Origin of the sequence: Legionella sp. PC1000 (genome assembly GCF_014109805.1) — a bacterium.
In the GTDB taxonomy this organism is placed as follows: Bacteria; Pseudomonadota; Gammaproteobacteria; order Legionellales; family Legionellaceae; genus Legionella; species Legionella resiliens.
Genome location: NZ_CP059400.1, coordinates 1,170,376 through 1,186,797, shown reverse-complemented (window position 1 = coordinate 1,186,797; position 16,422 = coordinate 1,170,376). Strand labels below are relative to the sequence as shown.

Here is a 16,422-nt window from a genome sequence, read left to right as displayed (position 1 = left end):
AAACTCCCAGGACAGTTTACTGGGAGTTCTCCTTCCATTCTCAAAAGATCAAAAAAAAGTCCTCATTAACATATTAATCAGATTTTCCTGTATTCAAAGCTTCTGCTTCAAGGACCAAGGCTCTTATTAATTCACTTGCACTCGTACTTCTGCATAATTGTGCCGATTGGCCAGCCCACATTGACATAAAATCAATGTCGTTTTGTTCCTTTGCTTTCTTTCGCATCATGCTTGTTAAAGCATTTTGAATGGGGTAATCAAGAATATTGATTTTTCTTTCCTCCATGCGCTCAATAAATTGATTGCGTATTCCCCGGGCTAACTTTCCCGAGAAGGCACGGGTAAGCACAGTATTATCTTGTTGCTGTGTCAGTAAAGCGTGCTTATAGACATCGGGAATACCGGCTTCAAAACTACCGAGAAAAGCAGTTCCCATTTGTATGCCTTCAGCACCTAAATAAGTTGCAGCAACGATTCCCCTTCCGTCCATAATTCCACCCGCCGCAATAATAGGAATTTTGATTTGCTCCACAAATTGAGGTACCAGGCTAAACAAACCAATCAATCCATCTTCTGCTTTACCTATAAACGTTCCCCTATGGCCTCCTGCTTCACTTCCTTGAGCAACAATTGCATCAATGCCACTTTCCTCAAGTACACGCGCCTCAGCTAAGGTTGTGGCAGTACCGACTAAAATGGTGTGATTTTTCTTTAATTTTGATATCCATTCAGAGTCCAGCACACCAAATGCATAGCTAAAAACAGGAATTTTTTCTTCAAGAATTACATTGATTTGCTCCTCAAAAGATTGGGCGTAAGGTGTTGTAACTGGCTCAATCTCTATATTTAATTCATGACAGGACTGTTTTATATCCGCACAGGACTTTTGAATTTGCGCCCCAGAAGCATAATGCGCCTCTGGAATAAAAAGATTCACTGCAAAGGGCTTGTTCGTTAATTTACGAATTGTTTTTAGAGCATGCCTTATCTCAGCAGGAGTCATATATCCTGCACCTAACGAACCTAGGCCGCCTGAATTACTTACTGCAGCAACTAACTCAGGAGTAGTAGCGCCGCCTGCCATAGGGGCCTGTATAATTGGAAATTTTAAACCAATTTTTTCAGTCAATCGTGTCCGCCACATGGTTTACATCCTTTTTAAATTTTATTAATCATAAACTTGATGCTTAATGAATACTATACTGCTATTTTAATCCCAGGTTATTAGTGCTAAAGCCTAAAATAGAAAAATAAATGGGAAAAAACGGATTATTGATTAGAAAGATCAATAAGATAATCAACAGTTGCTGGAAAATGTTCTGCGATTTTTTTAGAATGTTATTTTCTGCATGCATGAAGATGAGTTTTCTCTCTTCATAATTTTTAATAAAACGTCTGGTGCATCAAGTTAGGAGGACGCTATGAAAGCACAAGTTATATCATCTTTTGGTGATTCTTCAATTTTTGAAACAATTGAGCTTCCCAAACCCCAAATTAAACCAGGCTATGTGCTCATTCGCGTTATTGCAACGAGTGTTAATCCTGTTGACTGTAAAGTTCGCTCAGGTAAATACAGGCAGATTTCACCTCCATTCCCAGCAATTCTGCATAGTGACGTTGCAGGTATCGTAGAAGAAGTGGGGGAAGGAGTTATTGAGTTTACAGCGGGTGATGAAGTTTATGGATGTGCAGGAGGTTTTCTCAATGAAAGTGGTGCTTTGGCTGAGTTCATGCTTGCTGATGCCAAGTTAATTGCAAAAAAACCAAAGAAACTCAGCATGGTTGAGGCTGCTGCATTACCCTTGGTATCAATCACTGCCTGGGAAGCATTATTTGAAAAAGTAAATATCCAGAAAGGACAAAAAGCATTGATCCATGCGGGTACTGGTGGAGTGGGACATATTGCAATTCAGTTAGCTAAATGGGCTGGCGCTGAAGTATATACTACTGTATCTTCTTCAGATAAAGCAGATATAGCAAAATCGTTGGGTGCTAAAGAAGCAATTAATTACCGGATTGATTCGGTTCAAGAATATGTTAATCGCTTAACCAATGGTACGGGATTTGATATAGTTTTTGATACAATTGGTGGGGAAAATCTTGATAAATCATTGGCTGCTGTTGCCACATATGGAAACGTCATCAGTATTCAAGCAGCATCCCAGCATGATCTTTCACCTTTACATGCCAAATCAGCCAGTTTACATGCTGTTTTTATGTTATTGCCATTATTACATAATGTACAACGCGAACGTCATGGCAGAATTTTAAAAGAAATCGCAAGGATAGTAGAGGATGGCCATTTAAATCCGCTCATTGACCCTCATCTTTTTTACTTCGAGAACATTGATAAAGCGCATTCGTTGCTTGAGTCAGGGAAAGCGGTAGGGAAAATTGTAGTTCAAGCTTATTAATCCTGACTTGCAGCCTGGATCCCGCGGACAAGCCCTGAACGATTGTCAGTTTTTTAAATTTATCATGTACCACTTAAGTTTCTCTACGTACTGCTTTCCTACGTACCGCGCTTTATGCGCGGTATCCAGAACGATATTTTAAGATGCCGCTGAGCATTTCTATAGCAAGATCCCCTGGATACCGCGCATAAAGCGCGGTACGTAGACGAAGAAATTAAGCGCGGTAGGTAGGCGAAAAATTTAGTGGAGGTTTCTCAAAACTGACGATACCGCAGGTAAACAGACCCTGAATGATCGTCAGTTTTTTGAATTTATCATGTACCACTTAAGTTTCTCTACGTACTGCTTTAAATTTCTCTACGTACCGCGCTTTATGCCTGAGAGAATGGTCACTTTTTGTGACCATCTCTCAGGGATAAGCCGCGGGACGTAGCAAGTGGGTGGGGCATTTTGACCCACCCTTGCAATGAATAAATTAATTTTGAGTTAATTCAGAAATTGTCGGACTAAGGCATTATGAGTTTCTTAAATTAAATCCTTGCCTTGAAGAGATTTAAGTAAGTGTTTATTGCGATCACAATAAAGCATAGTGCCCCCTATAACCGCTGCAGGCATGGTCAATATATTTAAAATGGGTATAAAACTGACCAGATTTATAGAAAAACCTAATCCAAGTGAATACATTTTATTGTGAGCAACTTTCTTACGTGTTTCTTTGAAGCCAATCAGATTATTATCCATAGCAAAATCTTGATATTGGATACTCAATATCCATGCATTAAAAAGAAACCATAAAAAAGGGTAAATAGGGTGTAGAAAGGGTACAAAAAATAAAACTCCTATTACTAAAAAACGAGGTAAAAAATAGCTCAGAAACTCAATTTGACGTTTTATACTGCGAAGCACGATTTTATAAAATGGTACAGGTGGAATGGCACTTCCAAAAAAAATATGTTGGGTTTTCTCTGCTAAAAGTCCATTTAGAGGCGCTGCGATTAAATTAAAAAATACCGTAAAAAGTGACAAAAACATCAAGAAAAAACTCAGGATAAAAATAACAAAAAAAATGCTGCTGAGAAAGCTTAGCCAAGAAGGCAGTTTATCCAGATAATGATAAGCATAAGGCAACAAATAGTGGTAAATGAGATAAAACAAGCCTGCAAACATTATGAAATTAATTACTAAAGGCAATAATACAAAACGTTTCAATCCTCGAGTAAAAAGATGACGAATTCCGCGTAACATATAACTCATACCATGAAAAAAATCCTTCATTTTTCTCCCCAATGTTGAAATATGCGTGCAGCTCCCAATCATATAACTTAAGGGTACATTAGAACATCATATTTTTTTACATAAATTATTATTTAAAACTTTGAACAAAATAATGACATAGTAACTTGTTAATATATAATTAAATTTTTATCCGTTTAAAAGGTTATGACAATGCATGAAAAAAATATTCAACCACAACAAATTCCCAAGCTTATTAGTCTGACAGCAGAAGTAATCAAGAAAACAAATCCTCATCTTTTTTTTACTTTATATAAAAATAAAGACCTGCCTTCTCAAATAGAAGATCAATATGTTAACCCTTCAATACAGACCCTGGTTAAGGAACATGAAAATATTTATTTCGCCAATGCAAAAGAACGAAAAGAGGTAGTTAATGACCGTTCCTTTCGCATTGAGACAAACTGTTTTTTTAAAAATGGCACGGGGCTTGCGATGACAGCCGTGGGTAGCGGCATACATCTTGGTATCTATTATATCTTACGTTCAGCTGGAGCATCTTATTCAACCACGGTAACTTTTCTTGCATGTATACCTGTCACTATAATTGTTACTGCGTGTTTTAGCCCCTGCGCTACTATTTTGCTTGCAAAAGGGATAGCGCGCGGAATAACGCCTAGCGTTCCTAATGAAGAAATTGATTTAACTGATGTGGTTCATGATATTGAATCCCAAAAACTAAAAACCAGTCCCTAAAAAATCATGCACCACAGGAGCAGCTGGGTGCATTTTATTTATAACCTCATTGTAACAACTTTGTTACAATTACAGTGTGTCTTGTTATATCCCTGTTACATTTGTTATTTAGACTAGGCTGCAGATAATAATCTAAGAGGGGAAAACAAGATGATTAAAAAATTATTGCTGTGTGGGATATTAAGCACAGCTACGTTATTTTCCACTACAACAGCCTTCGCTTTTTATCATTCACATCATGATTATCCACGATTCAAGTTCCATCGTCACCATCATCATTCAAGATGGAAAAATGTTTATCGATGGACACCTCCACCGAGCGTTGTAGTGGAAAACAACACTCCATACCCACACTACCATCAACACTACTGATTATAAAAAAAGAAGTAAAATTTCACAGTTATCCTAAAAGCGGTCATCTCAGCATCTTCTGTCATCCCCTACGCAGGGATGACAGCTTTTTTGACATCACTTTAGCGTGTAAAATACTTATTTTTCTGGCTAAATCATGATTAAGTAAAAAGATTTTTGCTTGTTCTTTCGATTCAGCATCCATACAATAATTAGATTAAATTTATAAGGGACCAAACCCAATTATTTAATTTATGGATTTAGAGGCTTCATGAAACTGTTCATGCAAATCGGTATTTTTGTCTTACTCGTATTCATTATTGCTTATTCTTTTTTTGCTCTTTATATTATAAAAAATGCAGAAAACGATGAAAAAAAACAGGCGGATGTTATTTTAGTCCTTGGAGCAAAGGCTTATCGCAATAACGCATACAATCTTTGTCTTGTAGCTCGCATAAAACATGCGGTTGATTTATATAAAGCCGGCTATGCGCCCAAACTTCTTTTCTCAGGCGGTACTGACACCGAAGATGGAGCAAATGAAGCACAAACCATGAAACAAATTGCACTTTCTTTGGGTGTTCCTGCCAAAGACATCCTGCTTGAATCAGCATCAACTTCGACTTATGAAAATTTTCTTTTTTCCAAAAAAATAGTTCAAACGAATAAATTTAAATCCATTATGTTGGTAACTGAACCTTTTCATGCCCCCAGAGCCATTCTAGTCGCTCAAAAATTAGGGATTAAAGTAATCAGCTCACCTGCAGTAAAAAGCACCTGTTGGACCAAGAACAAATATCTATCACGTTATTTTCTCAAAGAACCTCTTGCCATTCTCTATTATAAAATGAGAAATAGATTATGAGCTTTCAACTAATTAATGCAATTGGCACCAAATAAAAGGGGGTTCCATTTAATGGAACCCCCTTTTTATTTTGCGGATTATGATAAGATTCAATTACTTGCTTCGAGTACACGTCTCTGAGCCAACCTGATTGTCTGTTTGTACTACCCAATTGGATTGTAAGGATCCGTCTGGCTTGATCTCAATCATTTGAATACCAATTGTATCTGGCTTTCTAGGATCCCAAAATGAAGTCGCAACAACATTAGTCATATTGGGATGCATAACTCCCGTGCCGTAAAGAACTGGATCCCCATTACTATTTTCCCATTGTAACGTATAAGTATCCCCTGATTTTGATACGGTAAGCGGATAAGAAGCGGTATTATTTGCGGCATCAACACGTTGGCATTGATAATCACCCAAAAAAGCAGAAGCGCCCGTTTTGCTTGTCGAGGTACTGGTATTGCTTGGCGCAGTATCAGTAGTCGGTGTCGATGGCGAGGTCGAAGCATTGGTATTGCTTGTACTGGCATTATCTGCATAGGCCGTCAAAGTGGGCAGAGATAATGCAGTAATTAAATAAACACTTTTCATCACAGTTTTCATAATAAAATTCCTTTTCTCATAATCATCTTATGCGAATAACTCTCTATTATTGTTGTGCTGTCTTAGTACATGTTTCAGTACCACCCTTATCTTTATTGCTTTCTGCAAAAACACCATCCAAAGAACCATCAGGTTTGATTGTAAACAGTTGAATCGTTGTTACGGATGGAGATTTGGGTTGCCAAAAGATATAGCCAATCGCATTACTGACATTTTTATTCATTATGCCTTTACCAATATAATAGGGGAATACACTCCCTGTAGGAATTCCTGAAATTTTATAAACATCTCCATTTTTTTTGAACACTACAGTTTCGGTTCCATCATTAGGAGTAGTAAATGGATCATGATAGGAACATTTGTAGGATCCGGAAATATCAGGGGCATCCGCAGAGTAAACACTAGGTGAAACTGCCAAAATACCTAACACTGTTGCTAGTGAAAGCTTATTAATGACACGCATAAGAACTCCTTTTCTAAATAACTTAAAAATGATTTTAAGGTACTGAAGCTAATAATAAATATATGTTACCCCCTTTGGAAAAGCAAATTTCAAACGGAAAAATTTTTATATAAAACAGCCCTCTTAATGCAACAAAGACGCTGGTGAATCTTTTTTACTGATTTATTTCGTCACATCTTTTCCTATTTAGAATTTGTTTTTTCAAGAAGCCCTCTTCCATTTACACGGTTAAATCATTACCTTTTTCGATTTCACTATGGGCAAACTCTTTTTTAATGAATTCGATGCGTCTTGACAAGGAACCTATTTTATTGGGTAGTGTCTCTTGAAGTGCACTTAATCGATCCACCAATTCGTCTATGGTGGTAATTTCTTTACCGATTTCCTTAAGAATTTCATCAACCTTTTTGGTATGATTTCTATTCCAGTGAAAACGAGCATAGCGCAATGGAGTACTGTAATCACGGAGTAAATCTGCGGCCTGCTGAAGTCGAATATCTTCTCCACTTTTCACAGATTGGTAGATCTTTTTATAAGAGTCTCTTCCCTCATGTTTTTTAACTAAATCAATAATCTGTTTATCATGGGTCTTATTTGCTTTTCCTCTAATATTCTCTTGTTTAATAAAATCTACAGTACAATGGGGAGACTCGAGGAGTACTTCCAATACCGCTGCATTGCCAGCTTCCAGGGCGAGATCCAAAGCGGTCTTTCCCTTATCATCCTTTATCCTTAAGAAATCAGTATCAATTTTCTTGGACTGAACAATGAGCTTTATAACTACTGGACTGGGCTGATTTTTTCTAACCGCGTCATGTAAAGCCGTATGGGTTTCGGTGAAACTGAAAAGATCTTTAGGGCAGTCACGATGCTCCATAATTGTTCTTAGAACGTCAGGCTTGTTGTGAACAATCGCCTCCTGAAGAATGAAACGAAAGGTATCTTCAGGACTTTTTGGGTGTCCAATAATTTCTTTTAGAGCTTGAATATTGTTATGGACAACCGCATGCGTAAGAAGAGAACGAAAGATAGGTGCAGTACATTGGGGATGATTAATAATTTGTTTTAGGGCTTCGGTATGCTGGAGCTTTATCACCAGTTCAATAGGAGTGCTCCCAAGAGACGTTTCTTTCTTAAGATACTCTATTTTGAATCCAGGATGGTTTAAAATCAACCCAACTTTTGAAATTTCTGAAGTTCCTTTACCTTTAATTTCTTCTATTGCATCATGCAGAATGGTTCTTTTCCCTGGCGTAGTGGCCCACTCTAAAACCGATTGATCACAAGCATTGCTAGCTAGCAATGCTTGAAAATACCTCGCATCATGAAAGTAAAATGCCCTAAATAAAATGTTATCACCAGAAGTGGTAACTTCTTGCTTTAAGTCTTCAGAGGTACATTGTTGAAGTAAGTCAGTGAATTCATCGAATTTATCAAATTCATCATCGTACATTAAATCTAAAAGATGTTTGGACCTCATAATTAACACCTAATTATTTGAATTAATTTTCAATAAGTAATCATTAAATTATACAATATTCATAAAACTTTATCAAAAGTCATTTGTAGGGATAAAAGTAATTTTTTGTACAAAACCTATTCGTCCAAGCTTGGAGAGATTGAGGCATCAAGTACATAGTGAGTAGAATAAAACCTATCGATTTAATTTGAGCTTATATCGACACAACATAATCCTCTGAATTTGTTTCTGGACTCTCTTCAAGAAAATCAATCAATTTTTTTAAACGCCCTTGATTTATGGCTAAGGTTTCAAAAAAACCAAACTTGCTCGGTCTGCCAAGAATTGCCGACTTTCTTTTTTCAGCTGCGTGACACTTTGTCTCTCCAGAGAGTGATAAAAAGGAATGTTTGTCACCGCGAGGATCTTCTTTACGATGTTTTATGTACTTTTCCAAACAAAATAAAAAAGCTGCTGAATGAACGAGTTTTGCTTCCTCATTTGTCAGCACTTGCGTTTGCTTTTTGACTGCAGCAATAAAACTCAAAGCCCCAGTAAACGATTGATCTTTTCGAGTCGCAAAATCCAGCTCTAATAAATGAAGTGTTCTATTGATTAAATCATCTCCAACATCTAAATCATTCTCAGGAGCAAGCCGTACGTGCTGAATAAAAGGGTAAATCCAACGACTTCGGTTGGTAGCACTAAGAAAATCCGTACGCTTCGTGGGTATCCAAGCAGATACATTCCGTAAAGCTTCAATTAGAGTGATTGATCGAGTATCGATGTATTCATCATAAGTATTAAAAAACTCGATGCAATCTATTGTATTTTGGGTTAAATAATCAAAAATCGCTAATTCAGAACGCCGCTCTTCATCTGTGGTAAAATTTCGAAAATAAATTAGAAAAGGCATTAACGTTAATTGCTCCACAGTACAGTTTTTATAAATTAAATAAAAAGCCGATCTCAGCAAAAACATGATATCTTTTATTTTTACAGTCTCTTGTGGCATGTGTGCAGCGATTCCTGCATATAATTTTACAAAAGGATAACCATCCTCAGTGGACTCCCTATAACCAAGCATTCGACTGGCACGAATCAGTAAAGGCATAAGCTCCGTTATTTCCAAGCGATTTCCTGCCAAGTAATTAAACTGATTTTTAAGTGCTTCATACAAAATAGGATGATGAAAATCAGTAGCTAATAAACCCTCTTTAACTAAAAGCTGTTGGAAAGAAAGCCAAGGAGTGACATAAGGCCCCACTTTCCATTGATCATACGGTAAATTACCTACAACCCAATTCCAAAATTGATCAATCAGTTTTTTAACAGGAGGCATCATTTCAGGAGAGAATTCACTCTCCTTCTCGAGCGGCTCAAGTATCTCAACTAATTTTGCGATGAAGTCAATGATTGCTCCAGGGGTTTGTAATGGAGCAATCTTGCTTTTAAATAGTTCTTCAATGTGTGTTTTTAACTCATAGACTTTCATCCTTTTCACTCCATGTCTTTACTGAGCAGTTATTTTTAAGAAAGTAATTGCAAAAAAATTATGAACTGGAAAAACTGAAACACGACAAATTTGGGTCAACAATTAATGCAAATTATTGTCATTTTTTCTAAATATATAACAAAATAATTATTTTAAATCTAGAGCAACATACCGCATGCCACATTATTCTTGTTAATGCTTCATGGAAGTGTATTTCACCAATTATTATGTCAATATAACGAGCTTTACAATGACCTGGATTTTTATTGCCGCAAAACAAGGATACTTACCCTAATGTTTGATTTTACTGGAAGTTATACTGATCAATATCAACTCACTATGGCGCAAGTTTATTTTTTGAAAGGTCATAAAAACAATCCTGCTGTATTTGATTATTTTTTCAGAAAACTACCATTGGGTTCAGGATATGCCGTTTTTGCTGGCTTAGCAGACTTATTGGAACTATTGGAAAACTATCATTTCAACGAACGTGATCTTCATTTTTTACAAAGCAAAGGAATGCATCCCGACTTTCTCGATTATCTAAAAAACTTTCGCTTTAATGGAACTGTTTATGCTCCATCTGAAGGAGATTTAGTGTTCCCAGCTTGCCCCATAGTTACGATTGAAGCCAATATGATTGAAGCACAGCTCATCGAAACAATTCTTTTGAACATACTTAATTTTCAAACGCTGATTGCAACAAAAGCAAGCCGTATTCGCCACGTTGCAGGCGATTGCAAATTAATTGATTTTGGTTTGCGCAGGGCTCAAGGTCCTGGAGGCTATTATGCCAGCCGCGCCGCAATTATCGGAGGGTTTGATGCAACAAGCAATGTATGTGCAGGACGTGATTACGATATCCCTATCTCCGGAACTATGGCGCATTCATTTATCCAAAGTTACGATAGTGAATTAGCCGCATTTCGTGATTTTGCTGAAGTCTGGCCTGACAATTGTACTCTTTTAGTTGATACGTACAGCACTCTGGAAAGTGGCGTACCTAATGCAATTCGTGTTGCCAAAGAAATGGAACAACATGGCCATCAATTGCAAGCCATTCGACTAGACAGCGGCGACTTGGAGGATTTGGCAAAAAAATCACGTCACATGTTGGATGAAGCTAATTTACATTATGTGAAAATTGTAGCCTCTAATCAATTGGACGAAACGAGAATAAAAATCCTTCGTGACCAGAAAACACCTATTGATATTTTTGGGGTGGGCACAAATTTAGTTGTTGGCGCTCCGGATGCTGCTTTGGACGGCGTATATAAACTGGCTTTTGCTAATGAAAAACCTCGCCTTAAACTTTCTGAATCAAAAACTAAAATCACTTTGCCTTATAAAAAGCAGGTTTTCAGGTTATTACAAAGAAACACTTTTTTAGGTTTTGATGTTGTTGGTTTAATGGATGAGACGAATTTAGATGGAGTTTATGCTCCTTTTGAAACCGAAAAATTATTGTCTCTTGATCATGATCAGCAAGAACCTTTATTGCAAAAAGTCATGGAAAATGGCAAGCGATTAATTCCATCGCAAACACTGGAACAAATTGCAGAATACAGCAGGAAGCGGTTATGCCAGCTACCTGAGGAGTACAAACGGTTTGAAAAACCAAGCTCCTATCAGGTAGGATTAAGTAAGAAACTTAAAATAAAACGAAATGAACTAATTAAAAAATATAAAAAATAACTTACGAATGAAAACCTTAATTATTCTGGATGTACAAAATGATTTTATGCCAGGTGGTTCCCTAGCAGTTCCACAAGGGGACTCTATTGTCCCAGTAATTAATCAGCTACTTCCCCAGTTCGATTTGATTGTTGCCACTCAGGATTGGCATCCGCAAAATCATAAAAGTTTTGCTTCCAATCATCCTGGAAAAAAAACTTTTGGACCCATTATGTTGCACGGAATAGTGCAAATACTATGGCCTGATCATTGTGTACAGGGAACCTTTGGTGCAGAATTTTATCCTACACTTGATACACGACCTGTAGCTGCTATTTTTCGAAAAGCCATGGATCCTGAAATCGACAGTTACAGCGGTTTTTTTGATAATGACCATAAAAGAGACATTGGCTTAGGTGGTTATCTTCACGCAAAAGGCATCCAAGAACTTTATTTTTGTGGTTTATGTGCCGATATTTGCGTTTACTTCACGATAAAAGATGCGCTTCAGGAAGGTTTCACATGTCATTTAATTGAAGATGCTACTCGCCCCCTAAATAAACTTGATTTTAAAAGAATTAAACTTGAACTTTTACATAAGGGCGTTAAATTCTTACATAGCCACGAAATAAAATCATGAAATGCGTATCTACATTGTTGGAATGAAGTAGAAAACGAATAAGAATATCTGCGTTCGAAAATCAAAAAGCCAACGTTCCGCGCTTTATGCACGGAATCCAGATCCGAGCTTCAGGAAAAATCAACACAATATCTCCGTGAATGGCCGCCAAAGCTTGATACCGCAGACACACACCGCGGGACGTAGGTAAGATTATTACAAATCGACTGAGCTTCACTACAGGTGTGAAGCAACTTGTCCTCCAATTAGCTGTATCTCCGATTTTATCGCAGCAGAAACTCTCTCACCTGGCAATACAATTCCTATTAAGTTTAAAGGATCCGCAGATGAAATGGTTTGTGATATCGGATCAAGCTCCTCATTTCGCATAGCTCGTAACGAGTCCACAGCATAAGGTAATGCAAATTGTTCACCTAAAAATCCATCAACAAAACGACCGCCACGCACTTCACCACGTAATTCAAGACGTCGCAAGAAAATCAACAAATCTCGCCAACGCGGAATATTTTTTTCCCGTGCAAGTAAATCACGAAATACTACACCATACCGTTTTAGCAGAACCCAACCCGCGGCTTCCACGCGTTTTTCATGGTCAGCTTGTGCATGTACATGCAATAAGGACCAACGACCTGTACTGAGGGGAAACAGAGGTCTGCGTCGATGTCGACTATGATATTTACGTTTTGTACTCATCAGAGTACGTATATTATCAAAACTATCTGCTGTGACCATGCCCGCTGCAACCAATTCCCATAAACCATTTTCCACTTCAACTTTTAAATTTCCCGTACCGCGAACGATGTCTGCATAAAATGAAGCCCCATATTTTTGTAAAAATTGATAAATATTCCGTGCAGGATGGCTTAAACTATTCACCTCCTCAATATTATCCACTAGGGCATGCGGTGGGATCCAATCGGATTCTTCGCGGACAAAAAACGTAATCGGTGCATTTCGCGTTGGGGATAGGCGTCTTGATTTTTTCGTCTCCTCTTCGATTACGACTACAGAGGGATGAGGCGATATGCGTCCCCAACCTACAAGACCACTCATACACAGTTTATCGAGCATCAACAAATCATAATCGTGGACACGCGCAGGAAAAATATCAGACTCCCATGCATTTGCAGCAAGTTCAAAACCTTGCAGTTGCTTGATTACCTCCAACAATCCGCTCTCGCCACGCATCTGATTTCCTTTTGCTACATGTTGCCACTTGAGTAGCCAAGCCATAAATTGTGCTCGGGTCACGGGTTTGATTTGTTTCCGCAAAGATTCAGTAGTGTAACGATGGATACGTGCCAGCAACCGACGTTCACACCATTCGATTTCACCAGCATACCCTGCCCTAAAATTTCCGCGCAATAAATAACCACTGGCTTCCAGTTTTAATAAAGCATGTTCCACATCCAGTGAAGAAAGTTGCAAACATTCAACAAGTATTTTTTGGGTGACTGGACCTGTATGCAAAAACCAACCACGTAAAGTTTTCAGAATGGCCTCATCTTGTGAACTTGGCTCTTCATCAATATCAATCATCTCGTTAACCAACATTGCTTGCGGAAAAATACTCTGAAAAGTCTTCTTTTTTTCAGCAGATACATAATAATTCTTGCTCCCAACCGTGGCCAATGCCGCTCTTCCTTTGTGCTGTAATTCAATAAAATAGTGTTTCCATATTGGTAAAGTAGCTTGGTACTCGGACAAATGAATTATTTCTGGAAAAACAATCACGGTGTTTAAGACATCATGCAACTCATCTGCAGAACGAATATCTGGCCAAGCTTGTTCTTGTACTTCAGTTACGGCTTTGGGATCCAGTTTACCCACCTCTTCCAGTAGAGCCTCAGGGAGTACGCGACGCATTTCGACCGCTCGTGATCGCCGCTCTTCTAAAGGAGCATCATCCAAAAATGCATAGGGGTTGGCATTTAAAATTTCATGAGAAAATACGGAAGGCACTGGAGTATCTACTGCAAGACACGTAATGTGCCTGGATTCAATAGCATGAATCACCTCAGCGAATCCATCGATATCTAAAGCTTCGGTGAGAATATCTTTCATAGTCTCTTCGATGAGTGGGTGCTCAGGCAACATGACATCCCGGCCGCCCAAATTATCCTGACACGCGGCTGCATCTGGAAAAACAGCTGCCAATAAATCATCTGCAAGCATACGTTGAATGTTTGGAGGAATTTTTTTGCCGCCGCGAAAACGCAATAATGACAAGGAACGCGCGGCCACTGCGCGAAATCGCACACCTAATAAAGGGGATTGCAACACCGCTTGGATCACAACTTCTTTTAATGTGTTTGTATGCAAAAAATGAAACACATCAGACAAAGGAAAACTGTGTTGCTCTGCCAAAGCGATATTTAACCCGTTATCGGTAGCTGCAGCTTGTAATTCAAAATTAAATGATCGACAAAATTTCTTGCGTAATGCCAATCCCCAAGCCTTATTAATACGAGCACCAAAAGGTGCATGGATTATTAACTGCATTCCACCGCTTTCATCAAAGAAACGTTCGGCAATGATTGTTTTTTGTGTAGGAACCGCCCCTAGGACTTGTCGCCCCAAACGGACATACTCCAGTACCTGCTCTGCAGCAGAATGATCCAGGCCACAATGACTCATCAACCATTGAATGGCTGCCTTAACTTCGGGGTAATGTTTTATATCAACAATTTGTGGACTTTTTTCTGGCAGCAATGCATCTATTTTTTCCCGCAACTGCGAAACCTGTAATGATAACTCAATGCTTCGCGCAGGCGCTTCGCCTAACCAAAAAGGTACGCTAGGTGGAGCACCATGTGCGTCTTCCACAAGTACACGCCCATTTTCAATACGAAGTATTTTCCAGGAGTTTGTCCCTAATAAAAAAATATCTCCACGATTACTTTCTACTGCAAAATCCTCATCCAAAGTACCGACCATCGCATTATCAGGCAGTGCAATAACCGTAAACAATCCATTGTCTGGGATGGCTCCTCCACTTGTAATCGCTGCAAGGCGACTGCCACGTCGAGCTTTTATGACATGATTTACCTGATCTCTATGAATATACGATCCGTAACGTCCTCGCGAACCGGCAATTCCCTCTGATAGCATCGTAAGAATTTCATTAAACTTTTTCCTCGTTAAATGTTGATATGGATAAGCATTTTTAAAATGGTGAAAGAGTGCTTTCTCTTCCCAATCCTGAGTAGCGCATGCAGCCACAATTTGTTGAGCCAGAATATCCAAGGGCTCTTGTGGAATGATTAGCTGATCCAAATCCCCTTCACGTATTGCATAAACCAATGCGGCGCACTCTAACAATTCATCACGCGTCGTCGCAAAAATTCGCCCCTTGGAAATTGCGGCATGCCAGTGTCCGGCTCTACCGATGCGTTGCAATGCCGTAGCAATGGCACGCGGTGATCCGATTTGGCATACCAGATCGATACTCCCTATATCGATTCCTAACTCTAAAGAGGCGGTAGCAACTAATACCTGCAGCTCACCTTTTTTTAATTTTGTTTCTGCTTCAAGCCTCAATTTTCGCGATAAACTTCCATGATGTGCTAAAACCTTGTGTTCACCTAAACGTTGTTCCAAATGATGGGCAACCCGTTCCGCTAATTTTCGTGTATTCACAAATACCAAGGTAGAGCGATTTTCTCGTGCAAAAGCAGCAATTTTTTCATAAATTTCATCCCACATTTCATTGGAAGCAACGGCAGCTAACTCACTGTCTGGCACCACAACCTGCAAATCAAGTTGGCGTGCATGCCCAATATTGACTAATTTGACTTTGTTTTTTTTGGCACCGCTTAAGAAATGTGCCACTTTTTCCAAAGGTTTTTGGGTCGCAGATAATCCAATGCGAATAAAGGGTTTTAAAGTGAGAGCTTCCAAACGCTCAAGAGATAAAGCTAAGTGCGTCCCTCGTTTGTTGCTTGCTAAAGCATGAATTTCATCAACAATCACCGTATGAATGTTAGCCAAATTGATGCGGCTTTTTTCAGCAGTTAATAAAATATAAAAGGATTCCGGTGTGGTTATTAAAATATGCGGCGGTTGTTTCAGCATTTTTTGGCGCTCGCCAGTGGGTGTATCTCCTGTCCTCACTGCCACTCGAATTTCTGGCAAATGCATACCGCGCTCCCTGGCTAATTCAGTAATTTCCTCAAGCGGCATAAGTAAATTTTTTTGCACATCATTACTGAGCGCTTTAAGCGGTGAAACATACAAGACCTCAGTCCTATCGTGTAAATTTCCGGACAACGCTTTGCGAACCAACCCATCCAAGCACGCTAAAAATGCAGCCAGAGTTTTCCCTGAACCCGTTGGTGAGGAAATAAGCGTATCATGACCTGCTAAAATAAAAGGCCATCCTTGCACCTGTGGTTCAGTAGGTTGACCTACTTTCTGGATAAACCAATCCTGTACGAGCGGATGAGCCCAAGCTAGGTTTTGATGATTTGGTGGATTCATAAAAT

13 protein-coding genes are annotated in these 16,422 nt (G+C 38.8%); 6 read left to right on the top strand and 7 right to left on the bottom strand.

What is annotated here, in order from left to right; genetic code table 11:
* Window positions 1–73: 73 nt before the first annotated feature.
* Window positions 74–1,144: a nitronate monooxygenase family protein gene (locus FOLKNPGA_RS05180; protein WP_182351990.1), complete on the bottom strand. Its 1,071-nt coding sequence runs from the start codon at window positions 1,142–1,144 to the stop codon at window positions 74–76.
* Window positions 1,145–1,421: 277 nt separating this feature from the next.
* Here FOLKNPGA_RS05180 and FOLKNPGA_RS05175 point away from each other — a divergent pair, with 277 nt between their 5' ends.
* Window positions 1,422–2,414, top strand: a complete 993-nt coding sequence (locus FOLKNPGA_RS05175; RefSeq protein WP_182351989.1) for a zinc-dependent alcohol dehydrogenase family protein — start codon at window positions 1,422–1,424, stop codon at window positions 2,412–2,414.
* A 525-nt stretch (window positions 2,415–2,939) separates the two neighbouring features.
* Here the strand turns inward: FOLKNPGA_RS05175 and cysZ are convergent.
* Entirely contained in the window at window positions 2,940–3,689 is a 750-nt protein-coding gene (cysZ, locus tag FOLKNPGA_RS05170; protein WP_182351988.1) for a sulfate transporter CysZ, read from the bottom strand.
* Window positions 3,690–3,860: 171 nt separating this feature from the next.
* Between cysZ and FOLKNPGA_RS05165 the strand changes: the two genes are divergently transcribed.
* The 3 genes from FOLKNPGA_RS05165 to FOLKNPGA_RS05155 all read left to right on the top strand — a co-directional run bounded on the left by FOLKNPGA_RS05165 (window position 3,861) and on the right by FOLKNPGA_RS05155 (window position 5,619).
* Window positions 3,861–4,403 (top strand): hypothetical protein, encoded by a 543-nt coding sequence (locus FOLKNPGA_RS05165; RefSeq protein ID WP_182351987.1) that lies wholly within the window; start codon window positions 3,861–3,863, stop codon window positions 4,401–4,403.
* A 150-nt stretch (window positions 4,404–4,553) separates the two neighbouring features.
* A complete protein-coding gene (locus tag FOLKNPGA_RS05160) occupies window positions 4,554–4,775 on the top strand; it encodes a hypothetical protein (protein ID WP_182351986.1) in 222 nt (73 codons plus the stop codon).
* 250 nt (window positions 4,776–5,025) lie between these two features.
* On the top strand, window positions 5,026–5,619 hold the full coding sequence (locus FOLKNPGA_RS05155) for a YdcF family protein (RefSeq protein WP_182351985.1): 594 nt from the start codon (window positions 5,026–5,028) through the stop codon (window positions 5,617–5,619).
* A 93-nt stretch (window positions 5,620–5,712) separates the two neighbouring features.
* Here FOLKNPGA_RS05155 and FOLKNPGA_RS05150 read toward each other — a convergent pair whose 3' ends face one another.
* From FOLKNPGA_RS05150 to FOLKNPGA_RS05135, 4 genes are all read right to left on the bottom strand, one after another.
* On the bottom strand, window positions 5,713–6,207 hold the full coding sequence (locus FOLKNPGA_RS05150; RefSeq protein ID WP_182351984.1) for a hypothetical protein: 495 nt from the start codon (window positions 6,205–6,207) through the stop codon (window positions 5,713–5,715).
* Between the two features lie 46 nt (window positions 6,208–6,253).
* Window positions 6,254–6,670: a hypothetical protein gene (locus FOLKNPGA_RS05145; protein WP_182351983.1), complete on the bottom strand. Its 417-nt coding sequence runs from the start codon at window positions 6,668–6,670 to the stop codon at window positions 6,254–6,256.
* Between the two features lie 220 nt (window positions 6,671–6,890).
* Entirely contained in the window at window positions 6,891–8,150 is a 1,260-nt protein-coding gene (locus FOLKNPGA_RS05140; protein WP_182351982.1) for a DUF5617 domain-containing protein, read from the bottom strand.
* 193 nt (window positions 8,151–8,343) lie between these two features.
* Window positions 8,344–9,624: a hypothetical protein gene (locus FOLKNPGA_RS05135; RefSeq protein WP_182351981.1), complete on the bottom strand. Its 1,281-nt coding sequence runs from the start codon at window positions 9,622–9,624 to the stop codon at window positions 8,344–8,346.
* A gap of 294 nt (window positions 9,625–9,918) precedes the next feature.
* On the opposite strand from FOLKNPGA_RS05135, the gene FOLKNPGA_RS05130 reads away from it, so the two are divergent.
* Window positions 9,919–11,319, top strand: a complete 1,401-nt coding sequence (locus FOLKNPGA_RS05130; protein ID WP_182351980.1) for a nicotinate phosphoribosyltransferase — start codon at window positions 9,919–9,921, stop codon at window positions 11,317–11,319.
* A 7-nt stretch (window positions 11,320–11,326) separates the two neighbouring features.
* Window positions 11,327–11,938, top strand: coding sequence for a bifunctional nicotinamidase/pyrazinamidase (gene pncA, locus FOLKNPGA_RS05125; RefSeq protein WP_182351979.1), 612 nt, complete (start codon window positions 11,327–11,329; stop codon window positions 11,936–11,938).
* A gap of 216 nt (window positions 11,939–12,154) precedes the next feature.
* Here the strand turns inward: pncA and FOLKNPGA_RS05120 are convergent, their stop codons facing one another.
* The gene (locus FOLKNPGA_RS05120) at window positions 12,155–16,417 is read right to left on the bottom strand and encodes a DEAD/DEAH box helicase (RefSeq protein WP_182351978.1); all 4,263 of its coding nucleotides are present in this window, start codon (window positions 16,415–16,417) and stop codon (window positions 12,155–12,157) included.
* Between the last annotated feature and the right edge of the window lie 5 nt (window positions 16,418–16,422).

Bases quoted from the DNA above. Each gene is read 5' to 3' on its own strand.
- FOLKNPGA_RS05180 (WP_182351990.1), bottom strand. From the start codon at position 1,144: ATGTGGCGGACACGATTGACTGAAAAAATTGGTTTAAAATTTCCAATT.
- FOLKNPGA_RS05175 (WP_182351989.1), top strand. From the start codon at position 1,422: ATGAAAGCACAAGTTATATCATCTTTTGGTGATTCTTCAATTTTTGAA.
- cysZ (WP_182351988.1), bottom strand. From the start codon at position 3,689: ATGAAGGATTTTTTTCATGGTATGAGTTATATGTTACGCGGAATTCGT.
- FOLKNPGA_RS05165 (WP_182351987.1), top strand. From the start codon at position 3,861: ATGCATGAAAAAAATATTCAACCACAACAAATTCCCAAGCTTATTAGT.
- FOLKNPGA_RS05160 (WP_182351986.1), top strand. From the start codon at position 4,554: ATGATTAAAAAATTATTGCTGTGTGGGATATTAAGCACAGCTACGTTA.
- FOLKNPGA_RS05155 (WP_182351985.1), top strand. From the start codon at position 5,026: ATGAAACTGTTCATGCAAATCGGTATTTTTGTCTTACTCGTATTCATT.
- FOLKNPGA_RS05150 (WP_182351984.1), bottom strand. From the start codon at position 6,207: ATGAAAACTGTGATGAAAAGTGTTTATTTAATTACTGCATTATCTCTG.
- FOLKNPGA_RS05145 (WP_182351983.1), bottom strand. From the start codon at position 6,670: ATGCGTGTCATTAATAAGCTTTCACTAGCAACAGTGTTAGGTATTTTG.
- FOLKNPGA_RS05140 (WP_182351982.1), bottom strand. From the start codon at position 8,150: ATGAGGTCCAAACATCTTTTAGATTTAATGTACGATGATGAATTTGAT.
- FOLKNPGA_RS05135 (WP_182351981.1), bottom strand. From the start codon at position 9,624: ATGAAAGTCTATGAGTTAAAAACACACATTGAAGAACTATTTAAAAGC.
- FOLKNPGA_RS05130 (WP_182351980.1), top strand. From the start codon at position 9,919: ATGTTTGATTTTACTGGAAGTTATACTGATCAATATCAACTCACTATG.
- pncA (WP_182351979.1), top strand. From the start codon at position 11,327: ATGAAAACCTTAATTATTCTGGATGTACAAAATGATTTTATGCCAGGT.
- FOLKNPGA_RS05120 (WP_182351978.1), bottom strand. From the start codon at position 16,417: ATGAATCCACCAAATCATCAAAACCTAGCTTGGGCTCATCCGCTCGTA.